This is a genomic window from Gordonia sputi NBRC 100414 (genome assembly GCF_000248055.1).
Taxonomy (GTDB): Bacteria; Actinomycetota; Actinomycetes; order Mycobacteriales; family Mycobacteriaceae; genus Gordonia; species Gordonia sputi.
This window is the reverse complement of record NZ_BAFC01000064.1, coordinates 1-18,677: the sequence shown is the minus strand read 5'-3', so window position 1 is coordinate 18,677 and position 18,677 is coordinate 1. Positions and strand designations below refer to the sequence as shown.

21 protein-coding genes are annotated in these 18,677 nt (G+C 65.3%); 17 read left to right on the top strand and 4 right to left on the bottom strand.

The window, feature by feature from the left end; genetic code table 11:
* Positions 1 to 224: hypothetical protein (locus GOSPT_RS23880; RefSeq protein ID WP_005206070.1), on the top strand; the 224-nt coding region annotated here is incomplete at its 5' end.
* Between the two features lie 375 nt (positions 225 to 599).
* On the opposite strand, the gene GOSPT_RS10995 is transcribed toward GOSPT_RS23880, so the two are convergent.
* The 4 genes from GOSPT_RS10995 to GOSPT_RS10980 all read right to left on the bottom strand — a co-directional run bounded on the left by GOSPT_RS10995 (position 600) and on the right by GOSPT_RS10980 (position 2,814).
* Positions 600 to 1,193 carry a DinB family protein gene (locus GOSPT_RS10995; RefSeq protein WP_005206066.1) on the bottom strand — a complete coding sequence of 198 codons (594 nt, stop codon included), beginning with the start codon at positions 1,191 to 1,193 and terminating at the stop codon, positions 600 to 602.
* Between the two features lie 117 nt (positions 1,194 to 1,310).
* On the bottom strand, positions 1,311 to 1,874 hold the full coding sequence (locus GOSPT_RS10990) for an NADPH-dependent FMN reductase (protein ID WP_005206064.1): 564 nt from the start codon (positions 1,872 to 1,874) through the stop codon (positions 1,311 to 1,313).
* Between the two features lie 74 nt (positions 1,875 to 1,948).
* Positions 1,949 to 2,215 (bottom strand): hypothetical protein, encoded by a 267-nt coding sequence (locus GOSPT_RS10985; protein ID WP_005206062.1) that lies wholly within the window; start codon positions 2,213 to 2,215, stop codon positions 1,949 to 1,951.
* Complete coding sequence (locus tag GOSPT_RS10980) at positions 2,212 to 2,814, bottom strand: recombinase family protein (protein WP_005206059.1); 603 nt, start codon at positions 2,812 to 2,814, stop codon at positions 2,212 to 2,214. The genes GOSPT_RS10985 and GOSPT_RS10980 overlap by 4 nt, the downstream gene beginning before the upstream one ends.
* A 238-nt stretch (positions 2,815 to 3,052) precedes the next feature.
* On the opposite strand from GOSPT_RS10980, the gene GOSPT_RS10975 reads away from it, so the two are divergent.
* The 16 genes from GOSPT_RS10975 to GOSPT_RS10900 all read left to right on the top strand — a co-directional run bounded on the left by GOSPT_RS10975 (position 3,053) and on the right by GOSPT_RS10900 (position 18,460).
* Entirely contained in the window at positions 3,053 to 4,489 is a 1,437-nt protein-coding gene (locus GOSPT_RS10975) for a carboxylesterase/lipase family protein (RefSeq protein WP_039855651.1), read from the top strand.
* Positions 4,490 to 4,519: 30 nt separating this feature from the next.
* Positions 4,520 to 6,040 carry a glycosyltransferase 87 family protein gene (locus GOSPT_RS10970; protein WP_039855659.1) on the top strand — a complete coding sequence of 507 codons (1,521 nt, stop codon included), beginning with the start codon at positions 4,520 to 4,522 and terminating at the stop codon, positions 6,038 to 6,040.
* The gene (locus tag GOSPT_RS10965; RefSeq protein ID WP_005206049.1) at positions 5,979 to 6,392 is read left to right on the top strand and encodes a TIGR02611 family protein; all 414 of its coding nucleotides are present in this window, start codon (positions 5,979 to 5,981) and stop codon (positions 6,390 to 6,392) included. The genes GOSPT_RS10970 and GOSPT_RS10965 overlap by 62 nt, the downstream gene beginning before the upstream one ends.
* A gap of 113 nt (positions 6,393 to 6,505) precedes the next feature.
* Positions 6,506 to 8,563, top strand: a complete 2,058-nt coding sequence (gene thrS / locus GOSPT_RS10960) for a threonine--tRNA ligase (RefSeq protein WP_005206047.1) — start codon at positions 6,506 to 6,508, stop codon at positions 8,561 to 8,563.
* Entirely contained in the window at positions 8,556 to 9,170 is a 615-nt protein-coding gene (locus GOSPT_RS10955; RefSeq protein WP_051993851.1) for an ATP adenylyltransferase, read from the top strand. Before thrS ends, GOSPT_RS10955 begins: the two co-directional genes overlap by 8 nt.
* A 64-nt stretch (positions 9,171 to 9,234) precedes the next feature.
* Positions 9,235 to 9,957 (top strand): phosphatidylinositol phosphate synthase, encoded by a 723-nt coding sequence (pgsA, locus tag GOSPT_RS10950; RefSeq protein WP_005206043.1) that lies wholly within the window; start codon positions 9,235 to 9,237, stop codon positions 9,955 to 9,957.
* On the top strand, positions 9,954 to 10,871 hold the full coding sequence (locus GOSPT_RS10945; protein ID WP_005206041.1) for a phosphatidylinositol mannoside acyltransferase: 918 nt from the start codon (positions 9,954 to 9,956) through the stop codon (positions 10,869 to 10,871). Before pgsA ends, GOSPT_RS10945 begins: the two co-directional genes overlap by 4 nt.
* Positions 10,868 to 11,992, top strand: a complete 1,125-nt coding sequence (locus GOSPT_RS10940; RefSeq protein ID WP_005206038.1) for a glycosyltransferase family 4 protein — start codon at positions 10,868 to 10,870, stop codon at positions 11,990 to 11,992. The genes GOSPT_RS10945 and GOSPT_RS10940 overlap by 4 nt, the downstream gene beginning before the upstream one ends.
* A 143-nt stretch (positions 11,993 to 12,135) precedes the next feature.
* Positions 12,136 to 12,657 carry a LemA family protein gene (locus tag GOSPT_RS10935; protein ID WP_039855655.1) on the top strand — a complete coding sequence of 174 codons (522 nt, stop codon included), beginning with the start codon at positions 12,136 to 12,138 and terminating at the stop codon, positions 12,655 to 12,657.
* A gap of 108 nt (positions 12,658 to 12,765) precedes the next feature.
* Positions 12,766 to 13,728 carry a pyridoxal 5'-phosphate synthase lyase subunit PdxS gene (pdxS, locus tag GOSPT_RS10930; RefSeq protein WP_005206034.1) on the top strand — a complete coding sequence of 321 codons (963 nt, stop codon included), beginning with the start codon at positions 12,766 to 12,768 and terminating at the stop codon, positions 13,726 to 13,728.
* An 85-nt stretch (positions 13,729 to 13,813) separates the two neighbouring features.
* A complete protein-coding gene (locus GOSPT_RS10925) occupies positions 13,814 to 14,656 on the top strand; it encodes a PP2C family protein-serine/threonine phosphatase (protein WP_005206033.1) in 843 nt (280 codons plus the stop codon).
* 22 nt (positions 14,657 to 14,678) lie between these two features.
* Positions 14,679 to 15,416 (top strand): hypothetical protein, encoded by a 738-nt coding sequence (locus GOSPT_RS10920; protein ID WP_005206031.1) that lies wholly within the window; start codon positions 14,679 to 14,681, stop codon positions 15,414 to 15,416.
* A 192-nt stretch (positions 15,417 to 15,608) separates the two neighbouring features.
* On the top strand, positions 15,609 to 16,127 hold the full coding sequence (locus tag GOSPT_RS10915; protein WP_005206028.1) for a helix-turn-helix transcriptional regulator: 519 nt from the start codon (positions 15,609 to 15,611) through the stop codon (positions 16,125 to 16,127).
* A 47-nt stretch (positions 16,128 to 16,174) separates the two neighbouring features.
* Positions 16,175 to 17,029, top strand: a complete 855-nt coding sequence (locus GOSPT_RS10910) for an acyl-CoA thioesterase (RefSeq protein WP_039855647.1) — start codon at positions 16,175 to 16,177, stop codon at positions 17,027 to 17,029.
* On the top strand, positions 17,026 to 17,649 hold the full coding sequence (pdxT, locus tag GOSPT_RS10905; RefSeq protein ID WP_005206024.1) for a pyridoxal 5'-phosphate synthase glutaminase subunit PdxT: 624 nt from the start codon (positions 17,026 to 17,028) through the stop codon (positions 17,647 to 17,649). Before GOSPT_RS10910 ends, pdxT begins: the two co-directional genes overlap by 4 nt.
* A gap of 58 nt (positions 17,650 to 17,707) precedes the next feature.
* Positions 17,708 to 18,460, top strand: coding sequence for a YebC/PmpR family DNA-binding transcriptional regulator (locus GOSPT_RS10900; RefSeq protein WP_005206023.1), 753 nt, complete (start codon positions 17,708 to 17,710; stop codon positions 18,458 to 18,460).
* Positions 18,461 to 18,677 lie beyond the last annotated feature (217 nt).

Sequence of the window (18,677 nt, the reverse complement as noted above, 5' to 3'; positions counted from 1 at the left end):
CTAGAAGCACAGACCTCGGGATCACCGCGAGTGACATTTACAAGTCGATCAACAAGCTCGAACTGATTATCCGGGCGATGCGCACGCTCGGGTGGTCGTGTCGATGCACGCAGCGCGGTTTGCCGGACCGGGTGCGAAACTGCCTGGAGCTGAACGACAGTGGCAATCAGGTGCGCGTTGATGTGGTGAAGCATCCTGATCACTGGGCGGACCTCGGTACCTGACATACAAACAACACCGCCGCCCCGTTCGATGGCCCCGAAGTAGGGCGGCGGTGTTAGTTTCGGGTGAGCGGGCGGTGAACCGATCAGACCGAGGCGCGCACGCCGCGCGCCGTGGGAACTTCCCACGACGAACAGGCTATGCCGTAGGGGTGTTCGGCAACGTGACCTTCGCGGGCCAGGTGCCGGACCGGATCGCGGCCAGGTGGTGCGCGTTGTCGGTCTCGGGGATCCCCAACGCTCGGCAGACATCGGCGTGCCGCGCTTCGCCGTGGCGGTGGATGAACTGTAGTCGCGACAGCGGACTGAAATGTGAGACGAGCCGTGGAGAATCACAGTCACCGGTGCCCACGAGCACCTAGCCTGGGTGACAACCCTTCACGCTCCGATGGTCCCCGCGGCAGGCTCGTATGGTGTGAAGAACTGGTTCGGGGGCACGCCCTCGAGCGTCATCACCAGAGCGGGTACGGCCATGCCGTCGATCTGCTCTCGGATGATGTCGGCGTGCCCCGCGTGACGCGCGTACTCCTCGATGAGGTGAATGAGGAAGTAGCGCAACCGAATGGGTTGCGGCTCGAACTGGCCGTACCAGGGAGCGGGCGGCGCAATAGCGTCGGCGTCTGGATCGCTGGCCAGAATCAGTCGACGCAGTTGTTCGCGTGTGCTGTCGAAGTCGCTGAGCAGATCGTCGACCGACTCGTCCTCGCCCACAACGAAACCGGCCAGGTAGTCGGCGACGCCGTCCGCGTCGACCGTCGGCGTGACGTCCTCACCGGAGAGGCGCTCGATTGCGCCACGCATGCCGTCGAGGGTGTGCTTGATCAGGCCGCCGATGGAAAGTTCGCTCCGACAGGGGGTTTCGCGCAGCTGCGCCTCCGTGAGGCCGAATGCCGCGGCGCGGATCGCGTCGAGGTGCTGATCCACGTAGTTGGCGATACCGGTTGCTTCATTGTCGCGCTGCGGTGAATACATCGAAAGGCTCCGATCAGAGGTGGTGTGAACTTCTGATCAGAGCCTCTCAGCGATTGCGGTCGGTTTCGGTCCGCAATGAAATAATGACTCTCAACTCCGAAGCGGTGCCAAAGCTCGTCATCCGCGAAGCGGTGCCAAAGCTTCAGACAGCTTCACGATCTCGTCGAGCTGAGCCTTGACCACGGCGCTCTGCTGCTCGTTCGGCTCGAAGATGCCGTCGTCGGTCAGTTGCTTCTGCGGGAAGTTGATCTCGACGTTGCCCTTGGTCATGACGAGTCCGAGTGCTGACACGACGACCCGCAGCGCGACCTGGGCGCGTGTTCCCGCCGAGTTGCCGCCCCAGTTGACGAAGCCGACGGGTTTGCGATCCCACTCGCTGTGCAGGTAGTCGAGCGCGTTCTTGATGGCGGGGGAGTAGCTGTAGTTGTACTCGGGAAAGACGAAGATGAACCCGTCCGCTGCCTCGACGCGAGCGCTCCACGCCTTGGTGTGGTCCTTCACGTAGTTCTTGAGACGGGGATGGTTCGGCTCGTCCATGAACGGAAGATTGAGCTCTGCGAGGTCGACGAAGTCGACGTCGTAACGGTCGTCGGCATCGGCTGCTGCCTTGACCCATTCGGCGATGGGGCCGCCGATCCGGCCTTCGCGGACACTTCCGAGAATGATCATCAGCCTGGTCATAGAAGTCTCTTCTCTGTTCGGATTCTCGAGCGGGGTCTGCGCCAACGATGGTAGTCAGCGCGCACACGTGGCAGTCAGCGGCGAGCCTGTCTCACGAAGCCGTACAGAGCGGCGCGGTACCCGCGTTCGTAGCTTTGGGTGATCTCGGGAATGTCGCCCGAAGCGAGCGCCGACGACGCGTGGTGACGCGCCCAGGTATCCGGCATGGTCGCGAGATACGTTGTCGCGTCGTCGAATCCGCGTTGGAACGCATCTTCGTCGATCGTGTCGTCGACGAGCGAGGGCTGACGCGTCGTCGGGGGCGTCGACACCGGGAACGCGACAATTCGGCCGCTGGTCATCTGGTGGCTCTCTTTTCTGCGAGGGTGCGGTACAGGGTGGCGCGACTGACGCCGAGCACGGCGGCAATCGTCGGGACGGAATCGCCGTTCTCGCGAAGGCGTCGCGCGAGCTCGACCTGCTCGTCGGTCAGCGCTCGTGGACGTCCAAGGTGTCCGGCTCGATGACGGTCGCCTGGGCTGCGCGCTCGACGCCCGAGGGCACTCATCTCGTCGTTGGCGACGGCGAGCGACGCGAGGACACCGACGAGTGTGGAGCCGCCGTCGTCGTGCGTGCTCAGGCCCTCGCGCAGGGCCTGTATCCCCACGTCGAGTTCGGTGAGCGTGCGGACGGTCGCCAGGACTTCGTCGGCGGAGCGCCCCAACCGGTCCATGCTGACGACGATGAGAAGGTCGCCCGGGCGGGCGTAGTCGAGGAGAGCATCGAAGCCGGGCCGTTGTGCCGCAACGACTCCCGCGAGGGTGTCGTCCGTGTAGATCCGACGCTGGGCGACGCCGTGGGAGACAAGGGTATCGACTTGCTCGTCGAGTGCCGGCGCCACCGCACTCGTACGCGCGTATCCGAGCAGCATGTGCTGCGCGGACGGAGGGGGCTGTGCCATGTCCAACAACGTATCGCAGAACTACCGACAAAATGAGATTTGGCGACGGCGTTTCGAGACACAGTTACCGATCCACGAGTTTCCCTCTAAACGAGCGAGACCAAGACAATAAGACGGATCGTCGAACTCCCGAACTGTCGGAGTTATGAGACAGTTGGGACAAGTTATGAGACGATGATCCGAGATATCTTCGCGATCGCATCCGGCTGGGCGTCGTCACGGCGTACTGTCCGCGAGCATGACGCGAACACATGTCCAGACCCCCGTCGTCACGACAACCGCCGGGCGTATTTCGGGTCGCAGATCCGATGGCGTGTCGGCCTTTCTCGGCCTTCCCTGCGCTGCTCCTCCTGTCGGGCCTGCGGCGTTCGACTCACCCCGGCCGGTCGACTCCTGGGACGGTGTGCGCACAGCCGTCGAGTACGGGCCGACGGCACCGCAGGTCCCGTACCCGGCGCCGATCGCCGCACTGCTCGACAACGTGATCGAACTCGGCGACGACTACCTCACTGTCAACGTGTGGACCCCGGATCAGAGTGCGGGCGGATTACCGGTCATGGTGTGGATTCACGGCGGTGCGTTCACCCGTGGTTCCAACCGGTTGGCCATCTACGCCGGGGATACGTTCGCCCGCGACGGTGTGGTCTGCGTCGGCCTCAATTATCGGCTCGGCACAGCGGGTTTCGCGTCGGTGAGCGGCGGCGTCGAGAACAGGGGATTGCGCGATCAGATCGCGGCCCTCGAGTGGGTGCACGCGAATATTGCGAGCTTCGGGGGCGACCCCGGCAACGTGACGATCTTCGGCGAATCGGCCGGAGCCATGAGCGTCGCGTCGCTACTGGCGTCGCCGCTTGCGCGCGGTCTGTTCCGGCGAGCGATCATGCAGAGCGGCAACGGTACAGCGGCCGCTGAGATCGACGATGCCCGTCTGGTCACCGGGCGGCTGTCGGAGATCCTCGGTGTCGACGCCGACGCACAGTCGTTTGCCGAGGTCGATCCCGTCGCGTTGCTCGCGGCCCAGTCGCAACTGGCACTCGAATGCATGGTGAACCCCGACCCCGCCCTGTGGGGTGAGTCGACGGTTGCCAAGGGGATGGGCATCATGAGCCAGTTCCCCGTCGTCGACGGTGACGTCCTCACCTCCGTGCCGCAGGAGGCGATCGCGTCGGGCGCCGGGGCCGATGTTCCGCTGCTGGCAGGCTGGAACGCCGACGAGTTCCGATTCTTCCTCGCGGCGTCGGGCGGAGCCGATGCGATCACAGAGCAGGCTGCCGCAGCGGTACTCGGTCGGCAGCCGAATGGCATCGACCAGCTCCGCGCCGGACTCGACGCCGGTGCCAGCCCAGGAGACGTGCTCGCGCAGGCACTCACCGTACGCGCATTCTCCGGCCCGACGACTACGCTCGCCGCGTCGCGTCCATCGGGCTCGACGCACCTCTACGAGTTCGGGTACCGGAGTCCGATCGCCGACATCAGGGCAGGTCACGCCGTCGAAATCCCGTTCGTCTTCGATCACCTCGACCAGGCGCACTCCCTCGTCGGCCCCGAGCCGGACCAGCAGGTCGCCGACGAGATGCATCGAGCGTGGGTCGACTTCGCGACGACGGGCGATCCGGGCTGGTCGTCGACCGGTACGGAATCAGACAATCGACGCCTTCGGCGATTCGGTTTCTGACCTGCGATAAGTCTTGGCTACGGTGTGTTCATGTCTGCGAGCACCACCGTCGATCAGCGACCGTCGCCGCTGGTACTCGGTTGGAAGCCGGTGCTCGCGGTCGGAGTACTCGCCGTCCTCGCGCTGATCTGGCATATCTTCGTGATCCCGATCGGCGCGCAGTTCAACGGGCTGTTCGACAACGCCACCGATCTGTACGTCTACCGAGCGGGTGGACGTGTCGTGCTCGATGGCCGACCACTCTACGAATTTCCGGTGTGGGGTCGTCTGAGCTTCACCTATCCGCCATTTTCTGCTGTGGTGTTCACCCTCTTCGCGCTGATGAGTGCGCTGGTGGCGAAGATCGTGTGGTGGGTGGCGATCTTCCTCGCGCTCGTGGCGACGGTATACCTCGGCATGCGCACGCTCGGCTACAAGGCAGACAGCAAACTCGCGATCTTCGGTGTGTGCGGAGCCATCTGTGTCACGGTGCTCGAACCAGTACGGACGACGATCTGGCTCGGCCAGATCAACGTCTTCTTGATGTTCATCATCCTGCTCGACCTCGTCTTTCTCGATCTGCTCCATCCGCGATCGAGGCTGCGTGGTCTCGGCGTCGGCATCGCGGCGGGGCTGAAGCTGACCCCCGCGTTCTTCGTCGTGTACCTGCTCGTGCTGCGTCGCTGGCGGGCCGCGGCGATGGCAGTCGTGGGGTTCGCCATCACCGTCGTGATCGGATACCTGGTCATCAGGGCCGACGCCCATCAGTACTGGACGACATACGTGACCGGCGAGTCACGTATCGGACGCGTGGATTCACCGGCGAACCAGTCGGTGAATGGGTTCATCGCGCAGATGCTCGCGTATTTCGATGTTCGACGGTTCTCCGAGCCCGCACCGGTCGGGCCGCTGTTCTCGCCGCCCGACTGGATGTGGATGCCCGTGGCGCTCGTCGCGGCGATTCTCGGGCTCTGGGCAGCGGTCGTGTCCTACCGGCGCGGACGCCGCCTGCTGTCGGTGACCACCGCGGGAATGACCGCGGCGACGGTGTCACCGTTCTCGTGGGGTCATCACTGGGTGTGGGTGGTACCGCTGCTGGTCGTCGCCTTCGACTTCGCGTACCGGGGCAGCATCCGCGGACGTAGGTACTGGTGGCGGTGGTTGGCCCCGCTGACGGTCGGCGCGCTGTCGTTTTCGTACTGGTGGAACTACTGGGGCAGCGGAAGCCACTACGGAGCCGATCACATCATTGCGGTCGGGCTGTTCATGATGCCGCGATATCCCGATCCGGGAGTGTTCGATCGCATCACGGTCATCCTCTACTCCGGGTGTTATCCACTGATCCTGTTGCTCACGATCATCGTCACGCTGGCAGCCGAGTTTCGACAGCGTCGCGCCGACGCGCGTGGGGAGGTGACGCAGCCGGATACGTACCCTGGACACATCGAGTCGTCCGGTGCCGTCAGCCCCACGGCGTCGGAGACAGCAAACGCGGAGAGTGGAGTACTGCGTGCCGACGTGGCAACGAATACGCATCTGGAGTCGTCAACGCAGATTCGTCATCCGGCGTGACGCGCGTCTGAACCTCACCTATCGGATCATTGTCGGCGTCGTCGGTGCGCTGGTGCTCGCGGGCGGCATCGTCGCCATTCCGTATCCCGGCCCCGGCTGGTTGATCGTGTTCTTGGGACTCGGCATCCTCGCGTCGGAATTCTCGTGGGCTCAACGGCTACTGCGCTTCGCGCGAAGCAAATACGACGCCTGGCTCGATTGGATGAAGAAACGTCACTGGTCTGTGCAGGGGGCTTTCGGCATCGTCACCTGCGTCGTCGTACTCGCCTCCCTGTGGGTCCTGGGTGTGCTGGGAACTGCCGCGAACTGGGTGAACCTCGACGCTTCGTGGCTCACGAGCCCGATCCTGTAGGACATCCCGGCCGCGGTGGTGGCCGACGGGGCGCCCGCAGATACGATCGACGTGCACGAACACCGATACTCACAGGCGGGCACGACGCCCGCCTCGCATCAAGGAGCAGCGAAGTGCCCGACAACGCAATGGTGACCAGCCCAGCCACGATCCGTGTGCCGGCCGGGACCACCGCGGGCACGGCGCTGCGCGAGCACGAACTGCCCAACAAGGGACCCGAGGCCGTCGTCGTCGTTCGTGATGCCGCAGGCCAACTGCGCGATCTCTCCTGGGCTCCCGATCTCGACACTGACGTCGAACCGGTTGCCGCCAACACCGAGGCGGGCCGGAGCGTGATCAGGCATTCGACGGCGCACGTGCTCGCACAGGCCGTGCAGGATCTCTTTCCCGAGGCAAAGCTCGGGATCGGGCCGCCGATCAAGGACGGCTTCTACTACGACTTCGACGTCGCAGAGCCCTTCACCCCCGAAGATCTCACCGCGCTCGAGAAGAAGATGAAGCAGATCATCAAGTCGGGTCAGAAGTTTTCGCGACGGGTCTACGCGTCGAAGGACGAGGCCCGGGTGCAGCTCGCCAAGGAGCCGTACAAGCTCGAGTTGATCGACGACAAGGGCGCGGCCGACGACAGCGAGGTCATGGAGGTCGGCGGGGCTGAACTCACCGCGTACGACAACCTGAATCCCCGCACCGGCGAGGTGATCTGGTGCGATCTGTGCCGTGGTCCGCACGTCCCGACCACCAAGTACATCTCCGCGTTCAAGCTCACCAGGAGTTCGGCTGCCTACTGGCGCGGCGATCAGGACAACGCCGACCTTCAGCGCATCTACGGCACCGCATGGGAGTCGTCGGAAGCTCAGGACACCTACCTCGAGATGCTCGCGGAGGCCGAGAAGCGCGACCATCGACGACTGGGTGCAGAGCTCGACCTGTTCAGCTTCCCCGACGAGATCGGTTCGGGCCTACCGGTGTTCCATCCGAAGGGCGGCATCATCCGCACCGAGATGGAGGACTACTCGCGCAAGCGTCACATCGCTGCCGGATATCAGTTCGTCAACACGCCGCACATCACCAAGAGCAACCTGTTCGAGGTGTCGGGACACCTCGATTGGTACGCCGACGGCATGTACCCGCCTATGCAGCTCGACGCCGAGTTCAACGACGACGGCTCGGTGCGCAAGCCGGCTCAGGACTACTACCTGAAGCCGATGAACTGTCCGATGCACAACCTGATCTTCGACGCGCGTGGACGCTCGTATCGAGAACTTCCGTTGCGCCTCTTCGAGTTCGGCACCGTCTACCGCTACGAGAAGTCGGGCGTGATCCACGGGCTGACCCGCGCACGGGGGTTCACTCAGGACGACGCACACATCTACTGCACCCGCGAGCAGATGCGTGACGAACTGCGCTCGCTGCTGACCTTCGTCCTCGATCTGCTTCGCGATTACGGTCTCGATGATTTCTATCTGGAGTTGTCGACGCGGGATCCCAAGAAGTCCGTCGGCGACGACGAGACCTGGGAGATCGCGACCAACACGCTCGCCGAGGTTGCGGGCGAGTCCGGACTCGACCTCGTACCCGATCCCGGTGGCGCCGCGTTCTACGGACCCAAGATCTCCGTCCAGGTCAAGGACGCGCTGGGCCGCACCTGGCAGATGTCGACCATTCAGCTCGACTTCAACCTGCCGGAACGCTTCAACCTCGAGTACACCGGCTCCGACGGCGCCAAGCATCGCCCCGTCATGATCCACCGCGCTCTGTTCGGTTCGATCGAGCGGTTCTTCGGCGTGCTCACCGAGCACTACGCGGGCGCCTTCCCGGCATGGCTGTCGCCGGTGCAGGTCGTCGGCATCCCTGTTGCCGAGGCGTTCGTCGACCACCTTCAGAGCGTCATGGATCAGTTGAAGGCCAAGGCAATTCGCGCCGAGGTCGACTACTCCGACGACCGCATGCAGAAGAAGATCCGCACGCATACCACCGGCAAGGTGCCGTTCATGCTTCTCGCAGGCGAGCGTGACGTCGAGGCGGGTGCGGTGAGCTTCCGATTCCGAGACGGCACTCAGGTCAACGGCGTTCCCGTCGCCGACGCGGTCAGAATCATCGACGAGTGGATTTCCGCCCGTCGCAACGAGTCTCCGACCAAGGAGCTGATCGAAGGTGCAGGAGATGCCTGACGCCGACGACGAGTCGAGCGGTGGGGCCCCGACCGGTGCTCACGCCGGTGAGATCCGCGATTGCGGTACCGGCGATCCCGATCGGCTACAGCGGCTGTGGAGTCCGCACCGGATGACCTACATCACGGCCGACCCGCCGGTCGTGAAGAAGGCAGCCGACGGCTCGGACCTCACCGGGCACCCCTTCCTCGACATCCCGACGATGACTGACGAGGACGGGTTGATCGTGGCGCGTGGAGAGCACGTCTACGCGGTGCTCAACCTGTACCCGTACAACCCCGGCCACACGATGATCGTGCCGTATCGGCAGGTCGCAGACCTCGAAGCGCTGACCGCAGGCGAGGCCGACGAGTTGATGGGGTTCACGCAGCGCATGATCCGCACGATCAAGGCGGTGTCGAATCCGAACGCGTTCAACGTGGGTCTGAATCTCGGTTACGCCGCAGGCGGCTCGTTGTCGGAGCACATCCACCAGCACATCGTGCCGCGGTGGGTGGGCGACGCGAACTTCATCACGGTTGTCGGCGAGACAAAAGTCATGCCACAGTTGCTGCGCGATACCCGTGCGCTGCTGTCGGACGCGTGGAAGCAGCTCGACGCCCCATGAGCGCGCGACCGCACCGCATGAGCAGTGCAGGTACAGGACTGAACGGTCGGGAAGGAGCGGTGCGGTGCTGAGCATTCGAGGCCGGGCGTCGGTGTCGAAGGTGACGTTGCCGCTCGGACGTGCGTTGCTGCGCACCGGGCTGACTCCTGACGCCATGACCGTGATCGGCACCGTGGCGACTGTCGCGGCGGCGGTGACGCTGTTCCCGATGGGCCACCTCTTCTGGGGCACGATGGTCATCTGGCTGTTCGTGATGTTCGACATGCTCGATGGCGCGATGGCGCGAGCCCGCGGTGGCGGAACCCGATTCGGTGCGGTGCTCGACGCCACCTGCGACCGCATCGCCGACGGCGCGATCTTCGCGGGTCTCGCGTGGTGGTGCGCGTGGACGCAGCCGCACCAGTGGCTGTTCGTCGCCACGATGATCTGTCTGGTGACCTCGCAGGTCATCTCGTATGCCAAGGCACGCGCCGAGGCGTCGGGTCTGTATGGCGACGGCGGTCTCATCGAGCGCCCGGACCGGCTGATCATCGTTCTGGTGGGAGCGGGCTTCACCGGTCTCGGACTGTGGTGGGCGATTCACGTCGCCATGTGGCTTCTCGCGATCGGGAGCGTGATCACCGTCGGACAGCGCATGTGGTCGATTTCCCGGTCACCGGGTGCCCGAGACCTGATCCCACTGGCGTCGAGTTCGACCGACACTGACACCGGGACCGATGCTGAAGCCGCGACCGACCCCGACACCGAGACCCAGGCCGGGCCCGACGCAGGCACCGGAAGCCGGTGAGCCGCCTCGGCGGGTACGTCTCCGACCTGGGCTACCGGGCCGGATGGGCCGGTGTGCGTCTGCTTCCGGACAGTTGGGGCAGAACCGTTTTCGAGGGCGCGGGCGCGATGGTCGGTCGCCGCAACGGCGGCCCGCAGCAGTTGCGACGCAATCTTGCCCGCGTGATCGGAGCCACGCGGCCGCAGGACGTGCCGGACGAACTCGTCGCCGACGCGATGCGCTCGTATGCCAGGTACTGGTACGAAGCCTTTCGCCTGCCCGCCATGGGACTGGCGAACGCCGCGGCGTCGGTGCACATCGCCGACGACGATGTCGCCCGCTTCGAGGCCGAGATCGCGAAGGGCAAGGGGCTCATCTTCGCGTTGCCGCACAGCGGCAACTGGGACATGGCCGGGGTGTGGCTGATCAATCGCGGTCATCGATTCTCGACAGTGGCCGAACGACTCGAACCGGAGTCGCTGTTCGATCAATTCGTCGCGTATCGCGAGAGCCTCGGGTTCGAGATCTTTCCGCTCACCGGTGGGGAACAGCCTCCGTTCGCGCGTCTCGCCGACAGACTTCGCGAAGGGTCGGTGGTATGTCTGCTCGCAGAACGCGACCTGACCCGCCACGGCGTTCCGGTGCAGTTCTTCGGTGAGCCGACCCGCATGCCCGCCGGGCCTGCGCGCCTCGCTATCGAGACGGGCGCAGCGCTCATGCCCGTACACCACTTCTTCCTCCCGGACGGGAGGTCGCAAATCCTGGTCGGAGAGTCGGCCGACGTGTCGGGCGGCGTCGAGCAAGCCACCCAGGCGGTGGCCGACGCCTTCGCCACGAACATCGCGGCACATCCCGCGGACTGGCACATGTTGCAGCCGCTCTGGGAATCCGACTGGTCGGCGGAGCGTCGTGCGCGAATCGAGAGCACCGGATGAAGATCGGAATGGTCTGTCCGTACTCGTTCGACGTTCCGGGCGGCGTGCAGGCACATGTGGTCGAGCTCGCCGAGGTGTTCATCGACCGTGGCCATACCGTGAGCGTCCTCGCGCCAGCCGCCGACGAGACGGTGCTGCCGGACTACGTGGTGTCGGCGGGTCCCGCGGTGGCCCTGCCCTACAACGGGTCGGTGTCTCGCGTCTGCTTCAGCCCACACGGCTACCTGACGCTTCGCCGCTGGATCGCCGACAACGAGTTCGACGTCTTGCACGTCCACGAACCCAATTCGCCGAGTCTGTCGATGCTGGCGTTGATGGTCGCGTTGGGGCCGATAGTCACGACGTTTCACACCTCGACGTCGAAGTCGTTGTGGTTGAAGACATTTCAGGGAATCCTGCGCCCGTACCACGAGCGGATCGCAGGGAAGATCGCCGTGTCGGAGCTCGCGCGTCGCTGGCAGATGGAGTCGCTGGGTTCCGACGCGGTCGAGATCCCGAACGGAATCAACTGTGCGGGTTTCGCCGACTCACCTCCACTGCCCGGCTACCCGCACCCCGGCCGGTCGGTGCTGTTCCTCGGTCGCTTCGACGAGCCACGCAAGGGCATCGACATTCTGATGCGTGCATTGCCGACGATCGTCGAGAGTTTTCCCGACGTCCGGATCCTGGTGGTCGGCGGAGGCAACGAGCGTGCGTTGAGGCGTCGAGCAGGAGATCTCGCCGACCACCTCGTACTGCTCGGTCAGGCCGACGACGAGACCAAGGCGCGGGCGCTGGCGTCGGCCGACGTGTACGTGGCACCCAATCTCGGTGGCGAGAGTTTCGGCATTGTTCTGGTGGAGGCCATGGCGGCGGGCGCAGCGGTGGTCGCGAGCAAACTCGACGCCTTCCGACGCGTTCTCGACGACGGCCGTGCCGGAAAGCTGGTTGCTGTCGGTGCTGCTGATGAGCTCGCCGACGCTGTGACAGCACTCCTCTCCGACGACGACGCCCGCGCCGACCTCGTCGAAGCGGGTCGGGCGAGAGCCGCGAAGTACGACTGGTCGCGTGTGGCCGACCAGATCCTGCGCGTATACGAGACGGTCACCGTCGACGCCGGACCCGTCGTGGTGTCGGACTGAGTGGACCCAGAAAGAGTGGGCCCAGAAAGAGTGGACCCTGACAGAGTGGGTACAGCATGAACGGTGCGGCGCACCAACAACTTTCAGTGGCATCGAGTCTTGCCGACGCCGTGCGGTTCTCTGGGATCACGGTCTCGGGCACCGTGGCGTCGATCGTGTTCGTCGTGGTGGTTCTCGTGGTCGTGGCCGCGGCGTGGGCCTACAAGACCGCCAATCGCCTCGACCGGCTGAACGTTCGTGTCGACCTTGCGCGTCGGTCGCTGGAGTCCACGCTCGAGCGACGCAGCGTCGTCGCGCGGGCCATCGCGGCGTGGATGGAGACGTCGACCGACGACCGAGGCAGAAAGGCCGCGGCCTTACTGACCGCGGTCGCCGACCGTGCCGAACGCGCGACGCCGGATCAGCGCGAGGACGCGGAGAACGACGTATCCGCGGCGCTCGCCCGTACCGACAACGGCGTACGTCCGGCGTCACTGTCGATCGAACTCGCCGATGCCGAGACCCGCGTGATGATGGCACGACGCTTCTACAACGACGCCGTTCGCGACACGCGCGCGCTGGCAACCCGCAGACCTGTGCGCTGGCTCAAGCTCGGAGGCACGGCAGCACCGCCCGCGTACTTCGAGATCTCCGAGCGGGTGGCACCCGACGACGAATCGTCCTGACGTGCGGCGAACCTGCGGCCAGGACACAATTCGGGGTCGCCTATCCTGTAATGCCAGGAGCCCAGTGGATCGCCGATGGGCCGTGAACGCGAAATCAGGAGACTTACAGTGAGTCGATTCGAATCAGGGGAGCAGCCCGCGACCGACGCAACCTCGTCGGTCAACGGACACGCCGCTGCTGACTCGCAGGCAGGACACGGCACTGCCCGTGTCAAGCGCGGAATGGCCGAGATGCTCAAGGGCGGCGTGATCATGGACGTCGTGACGCCCGAGCAGGCGAAGATCGCCGAGGACGCGGGGGCTGTCGCGGTCATGGCGCTCGAGCGGGTACCCGCCGACATCCGTGCACAGGGTGGCGTGTCGCGCATGAGCGACCCCGACATGATCGACGGGATCATCAACACGGTCAGCATCCCGGTGATGGCCAAGGCACGTATCGGACACTTCGTCGAGGCGCAGATCCTGCAGAGTCTCGGCGTCGACTACATCGACGAGTCGGAGGTCCTGACGCCCGCCGACTACGCCAATCACATCGACAAGTTCGCGTTCACGGTGCCGTTCGTGTGTGGTGCCACCAACCTCGGCGAGGCGCTTCGACGCATCACCGAAGGTGCTGCGATGATCCGCTCCAAGGGTGAGGCCGGCACCGGCGACGTCTCGAACGCGACGACCCACATGCGCAAGATCCGCGATGAGATCCGACGCCTCACCTCGCTGCCGAAGGACGAATTGTACGTCGCGGCAAAGGAATTGCAGGCTCCGTACGATCTCGTCGTCGAGGTCGCCAACGCGGGCAAACTGCCGGTGACCTTGTTCACCGCCGGCGGCATCGCCACTCCTGCAGACGCCGCGATGATGATGCAGCTCGGCGCTGAGGGCGTGTTCGTCGGTTCCGGCATCTTCAAGTCGGGTAACCCCGCGCAGCGGGCGGCGGCGATCGTGCAGGCAACGACGTTCTACGACGACCCGGATGTGCTCGCGAAGGTCTCGCGCGGACTCGGCGAGGCGATGGTCGGCATCAACGTCGACGACATCCCGGCACCGCATCGTCTTGCCGAGCGCGGCTGGTAGGCGACATCGACGACATGGACACGTTCGCGCCGACAGTGGGTACGTCACCCGCGGGTGGCGAGCCCGCCGGTAGGATCTGCTGACCATGGACTCGGTGAGCATCGTCCGTGATTCGTCGCTGACCGGCAGCGACATCGTCGGAGATCTGCGACTCGACTGGTCGGTGTACAGCGACGTCGGACGTGTCCGCGACGCCAACGAAGACGCCGCTCTCGTGTTGCCCGGACGGTATCTGCTCGCAGATGGCATGGGCGGGCACGAGAGTGGCGAGCTGGCCAGTGAGGCGGCGCTCCTGACGCTGGCGGAGGTCGAGCCTGGTGCCGAACTCGCCGATACCCGAGACGTACTCGACCGACTGCTCGTCGACGCGCAGCAGCGCATCGGTGGTATCGATGGCTTCTCCGACCGACGAGCGGGGACCACTGTGACCGGCGCGGTGCTCGTCACCGACGACGACGTCCTCCACTGGCTGATCCTCAACATCGGCGATTCGCGGACGTACCGGTTCCAGAACGGCACGCTGCAGCTGCTCACACGCGACCATTCACAGGTTCAGGAGTTCGTCGACGCCGGTGTGATCACCGCCGAGCAGGCTCGAATCGACCCGCGCCGCAACGTCATCACCAGGGCGCTCGGTGCGGGTATGTCCGAGCCGGACGCCGACTACTTTTCCACCCCGGCACTACCCGGCGATGTCCTGCTCATCTGCTCCGACGGATTGACCGGCGAGCTGCCCGACGCCGAGATCGCCGAGATTCTCGCGGGTTCCGATTCCGCAGAGGATGCCGCGGCAAGCCTTGTCGACGCCGCGCTGTTCGTCGGCGCGCACGACAACGTGACCGTCGTGGTGGTGTCGGTGCGCAGCGACGAGGAGTCGGGCGAGGTCGGCGGGGAGAGCGTCGAGACGTCGGAGGACACGCCCACATGACAGCGTCGAGGTGCGCTCGCCGATGACGTCCGGGCAGGTTCCGCAGACGCAGGCCGAGCGTGCGTTCGTCGACTATTGCGGCGAGCGGTTCGGGATTCTGGCGGGTCGTCGGTTCTGGATCGGGCGTGAGGCGGATCTGTCCGTCGACGACAATCCCTATCTGCACCGTCGATTCTTGTTGCTGCACAACGTCAATGGCTTGTGGTGGTTGAGTAATCAGGGCGCGCATCTCTCGGCCAGCGTGTCTGCGGGCGACGTCGGATTCTCGGCGGTGCTCGGACCGGGCGCCCGGATGCCGCTGGTCTTCGGCCACACCACGATCGTGTTCACGGCAGGGCCGACCACCTACGAGGTGGACGTCCACACGGTGAGCCCGCACGTCGACGCGGTGACCGCGCCCGAGGTGGTCGGCGGGATGATCACGCAGGGCGTCCCGATGCTGACCGAGAGTCAGAAGCTGCTGATCGTCGTCTTGGCGGAGGAGATCCTGCGTCGTGACGGCACGGGGGCCAGTGCGATCCCCTCGTCGGCGCAGGCCGCGGGGAGACTGGGCTGGTCGCTGACGAAATTCAACCGCAAGCTCGACAACGTGTGCGACAAGCTTGACCAGCTCGGAGTCAGCGGAATGCGAGCAGGCGGCGGAAAGCTCGCGAGCAATCGCCGGGCGAAGCTCGTCGAGTACGCGGTGGCCTCGCGCATCGTCACGCGCGGCGATTTACCCCTCATCGACGAAGAGGCCGCGCGCAACGCCGCCGATTGAGTTCAATTCATTAGCTCTGAACTGCGACGATGCAGCATGGGGAGTTCTCCCCATGCCCAGGGGAGTTCTCCCCATCGACGGGCGACCTGAGCACTCATAACGTCATCTGCACGCGGTGCGAAGTACCGCGAATGACCGAGCCGAGACGGCGTAGACCGATACGGCACAAGCGATGACCGAGGAGATGCTGACATGACCGCACCTACCGCACCCCGCATTCCCGCTGTGCAACTCGACGCCTACGCCGCACGACGTCGTGCCGAGTCGGTGGCACGTCGTCAGGAGGCGTTGGCCCGCCTCGCCGCGCGTCGGATGCCGTTGCCCGGGCCTCCAGCGGCCGTCGCTGTCGGCGAAGGACCTCGGCAGGGCGCGACTGTGGCCGGTGGCCGGGGCGAACGACACATGCACCTGTTGCCGCAGCTCGATGCGAACGTGGGGGAGGCGGCGACGACCGACGAGCACCCGCGCAGCCGACAAGCACCGCCGAAGCCGCAGCTGACGCCGCGGGAGATCGAGGTGCTGCGGACGTGGCTGATGGTCGACACGAAGCCCGCAACCGCTGCGGCGCTGTACATTTCGCTCGGCACTGTGAACACACACCTCACACGTATTCGGGCCAAGTACGCCGAGATCGGCCGTCCTGCCCCGACCAAGGCGGGCCTCGTCGCGCGCGCGGTCCAGGACGGGATCGTCGAGCTCGACGAGCTCTGACCGGGCTGTGTGTCTGCCGCGGTGTCATCATGCGGGATACTGTCCAGGTGGCAGACATCGAAGAGATCCTCCAGGTCGAGCGGATCGAGAAGGACATCTACCGCGGCGGCGCGTTCGAGAGCTTTCTGCAGCGCACGTTCGGCGGCCAGGTCGCGGGTCAGGCGCTCGTCTCGGCCACCCGCACGGTTGACGACAGCTACACGGTGCATTCACTGCACGGATACTTCCTCCGGCCCGGCAATCCCGATATTCCGGCAGTCTTCCTCGTCGACCGCATCCGCGACGGACGGTCGTTCTGCACCCGCAGAGTCACCGGAATCCAGAACGGCGAGGCGATCTTCACGATGTCGGCGTCGTTCCATGTGCACGGCGACGAGGGAATCGAGCACCAGGACCGTATGCCGCCTGCGCCCGACCCCGAGTCGTTGCCCGACAGGGCCGAAACCCTGTCCGACGACGATTCGTCGGTGCTCAAGGAATGGCAGAACTTCGACCTTCGTGTGGTGCCGCGCGAGGACATGGTGACGAATCCGTATTTCGCTGCGCAGCAACGAGTCTGGTTCCGGTACCGACACCGACTGCCCGACGATCAGACCATCCACGTGTGCACGCTGGCCTACATGAGTGACATGACGTTGCTCGGATCGTCGAAGGTGCCGCACCCCGGTATCGAACCGCAGGCGGCCTCGCTCGACCACGCCATGTGGTTCATGCGACCGTTCCGTGCCGACGAATGGCTGCTCTACGACCAGAGCTCGCCGTCGGCCGGGGGTGGCCGCGCGCTGACCCAGGGCCGCATCTTCGATCGCGACGGTCGGCTCGTCGCTGCGGTCACACAAGAGGGTCTGAGCCGCACCGGCCGCCAGATGCCCGCCGACCAGCACGCACGGCACGACAGGTGACCGCGGACACCGGATCGCCACGTGTCGGAGTCCTCGCACTGCAGGGTGATGTGCGCGAACATCTCGCCGCCGTCGCCGCTGCGGGAGCGACGCCGATCAGTGTGCGTCGTCGCGAAGAACTCGACGCCGTCGACGGATTGATCATCCCGGGCGGGGAGTCGACGACGATGAGCAGACTCCTGGGCGTGTTCGACCTCTACGAACCGCTGCGCGCGCGCCTCCGCGATGGCATGCCTGCCTACGGTTCGTGTGCGGGAATGATCATGCTCGCCTCGGAGATCCTCGACACACGGCCCGATGCCCGGCATCTCGACGCGCTCGACATCACGGTGCGACGCAACGCGTTCGGACGGCAGGTGGAATCGTTCGAGACCGATCTGGAGGTCGACGGCATCACCGACGGTCACCCGATGCGTGCGGTCTTCATCCGCGCGCCCTGGGTCGAGCGGGCAGGCGAGCGCGTGGAGGTTCTGGCCCGAGTGACCGAGGGTCCCGCGGAGGGTCGGATCGTCGCGGTACGTCAGGGTGACGTCCTCGCGACGTCGTTTCATCCGGAGGTGACAGGCGATCGACGAGTGCACGAATACTTCGTCGGGATGGTCGCCGCTAAGATCGAATGACGAACGACACCGTGCGTGGCAACGACGCCGCGGGCACGCGAAAGGATCGGAACAGCGTATGAGCGGCCATTCCAAATGGGCGACCACCAAGCACAAGAAGGCGGTCATCGACGCCAAGCGCGGCAAGATGTTCGCCAAGTTGATCAAGAACATCGAGGTCGCGGCACGTACCGGGGGTAGTGACCCCGCCGGTAATCCGACGCTGTACGACGCGATCCAGAAGGCGAAGAAGAGCTCGGTACCCAACGACAACATCGAGCGCGCACGCAAGCGCGGCGGTGGCGAAGAAGCCGGTGGCGCCGACTGGCAGACCATCACGTATGAGGGTTACGGACCGAACGGCGTCGCGATCCTCATCGAGTGCCTGACCGACAACCGCAATCGCGCTGCCGGCGAGGTCCGCACCGCGATGACGCGTAACGGCGGCAACATGGCCGACCCGGGTTCGGTGGCCTACCTCTTCACCCGCCGAGGTGTGGTGACGCTGGAGAAGAACGGACAGTCCGAGGACGACATCCTGATGGCGGTCCTCGATGCCGGCGCTGAGGAAGTCAACGATCTCGGCGACTCGTTCGAGGTGGTCAGCGAGCCGACCGACCTCGTCGCTGTGCGCACCGCACTGGTCGACGCCGGTATCGACTACGACTCCGCCGAGGCCGACTTTCGTGCCTCCGTCGAGGTGCCGGTCGACGCCGAGGGCGCCCGAAAGGTCTTCAAGCTGATCGACGCGCTCGAAGACTGTGACGACGTCCAGGACGTGTACAGCAACGTCGACGTCAGCGACGAGGTCCTCGCGGAACTCGACGCCTGAGTTTGAGTTCGTTCGGGCGAGCGCCGGTCGGTCCGGGTGGTCGTAGCGCACCTCGAGGTCGGCGGTCGGAGCGTGCGCATCGTCGTCGAGCAGGGGTCGGATGGTCCACTGCTCGGCGTCGGGCGTCCGGCGTCGCAGAGCGCCCTCCGACATGGCCAGGTGGATCACTAGGTCGAGGTCGAGTCCGTGTGTGCGCAGCATCGGGCCTGCGACGACG

What these genes read in the sequence shown, in the direction of transcription:
- GOSPT_RS10920 (WP_005206031.1), top strand. Translation starts at nt 14,679, where the DNA reads ATGACGTCCGGGCAGGTTCCGCAGACGCAGGCCGAGCGTGCGTTCGTC.
- GOSPT_RS10990 (WP_005206064.1), bottom strand. Translation starts at nt 1,874, where the DNA reads ATGACCAGGCTGATGATCATTCTCGGAAGTGTCCGCGAAGGCCGGATC.
- GOSPT_RS10980 (WP_005206059.1), bottom strand. Translation starts at nt 2,814, where the DNA reads ATGGCACAGCCCCCTCCGTCCGCGCAGCACATGCTGCTCGGATACGCG.
- GOSPT_RS10915 (WP_005206028.1), top strand. Translation starts at nt 15,609, where the DNA reads ATGACCGCACCTACCGCACCCCGCATTCCCGCTGTGCAACTCGACGCC.
- GOSPT_RS10900 (WP_005206023.1), top strand. Translation starts at nt 17,708, where the DNA reads ATGAGCGGCCATTCCAAATGGGCGACCACCAAGCACAAGAAGGCGGTC.
- GOSPT_RS10995 (WP_005206066.1), bottom strand. Translation starts at nt 1,193, where the DNA reads ATGTATTCACCGCAGCGCGACAATGAAGCAACCGGTATCGCCAACTAC.
- GOSPT_RS10970 (WP_039855659.1), top strand. Translation starts at nt 4,520, where the DNA reads ATGTCTGCGAGCACCACCGTCGATCAGCGACCGTCGCCGCTGGTACTC.
- GOSPT_RS10940 (WP_005206038.1), top strand. Translation starts at nt 10,868, where the DNA reads ATGAAGATCGGAATGGTCTGTCCGTACTCGTTCGACGTTCCGGGCGGC.
- GOSPT_RS10985 (WP_005206062.1), bottom strand. Translation starts at nt 2,215, where the DNA reads ATGACCAGCGGCCGAATTGTCGCGTTCCCGGTGTCGACGCCCCCGACG.
- GOSPT_RS10955 (WP_051993851.1), top strand. Translation starts at nt 8,556, where the DNA reads ATGCCTGACGCCGACGACGAGTCGAGCGGTGGGGCCCCGACCGGTGCT.
- GOSPT_RS10975 (WP_039855651.1), top strand. Translation starts at nt 3,053, where the DNA reads ATGACGCGAACACATGTCCAGACCCCCGTCGTCACGACAACCGCCGGG.
- GOSPT_RS10925 (WP_005206033.1), top strand. Translation starts at nt 13,814, where the DNA reads ATGGACTCGGTGAGCATCGTCCGTGATTCGTCGCTGACCGGCAGCGAC.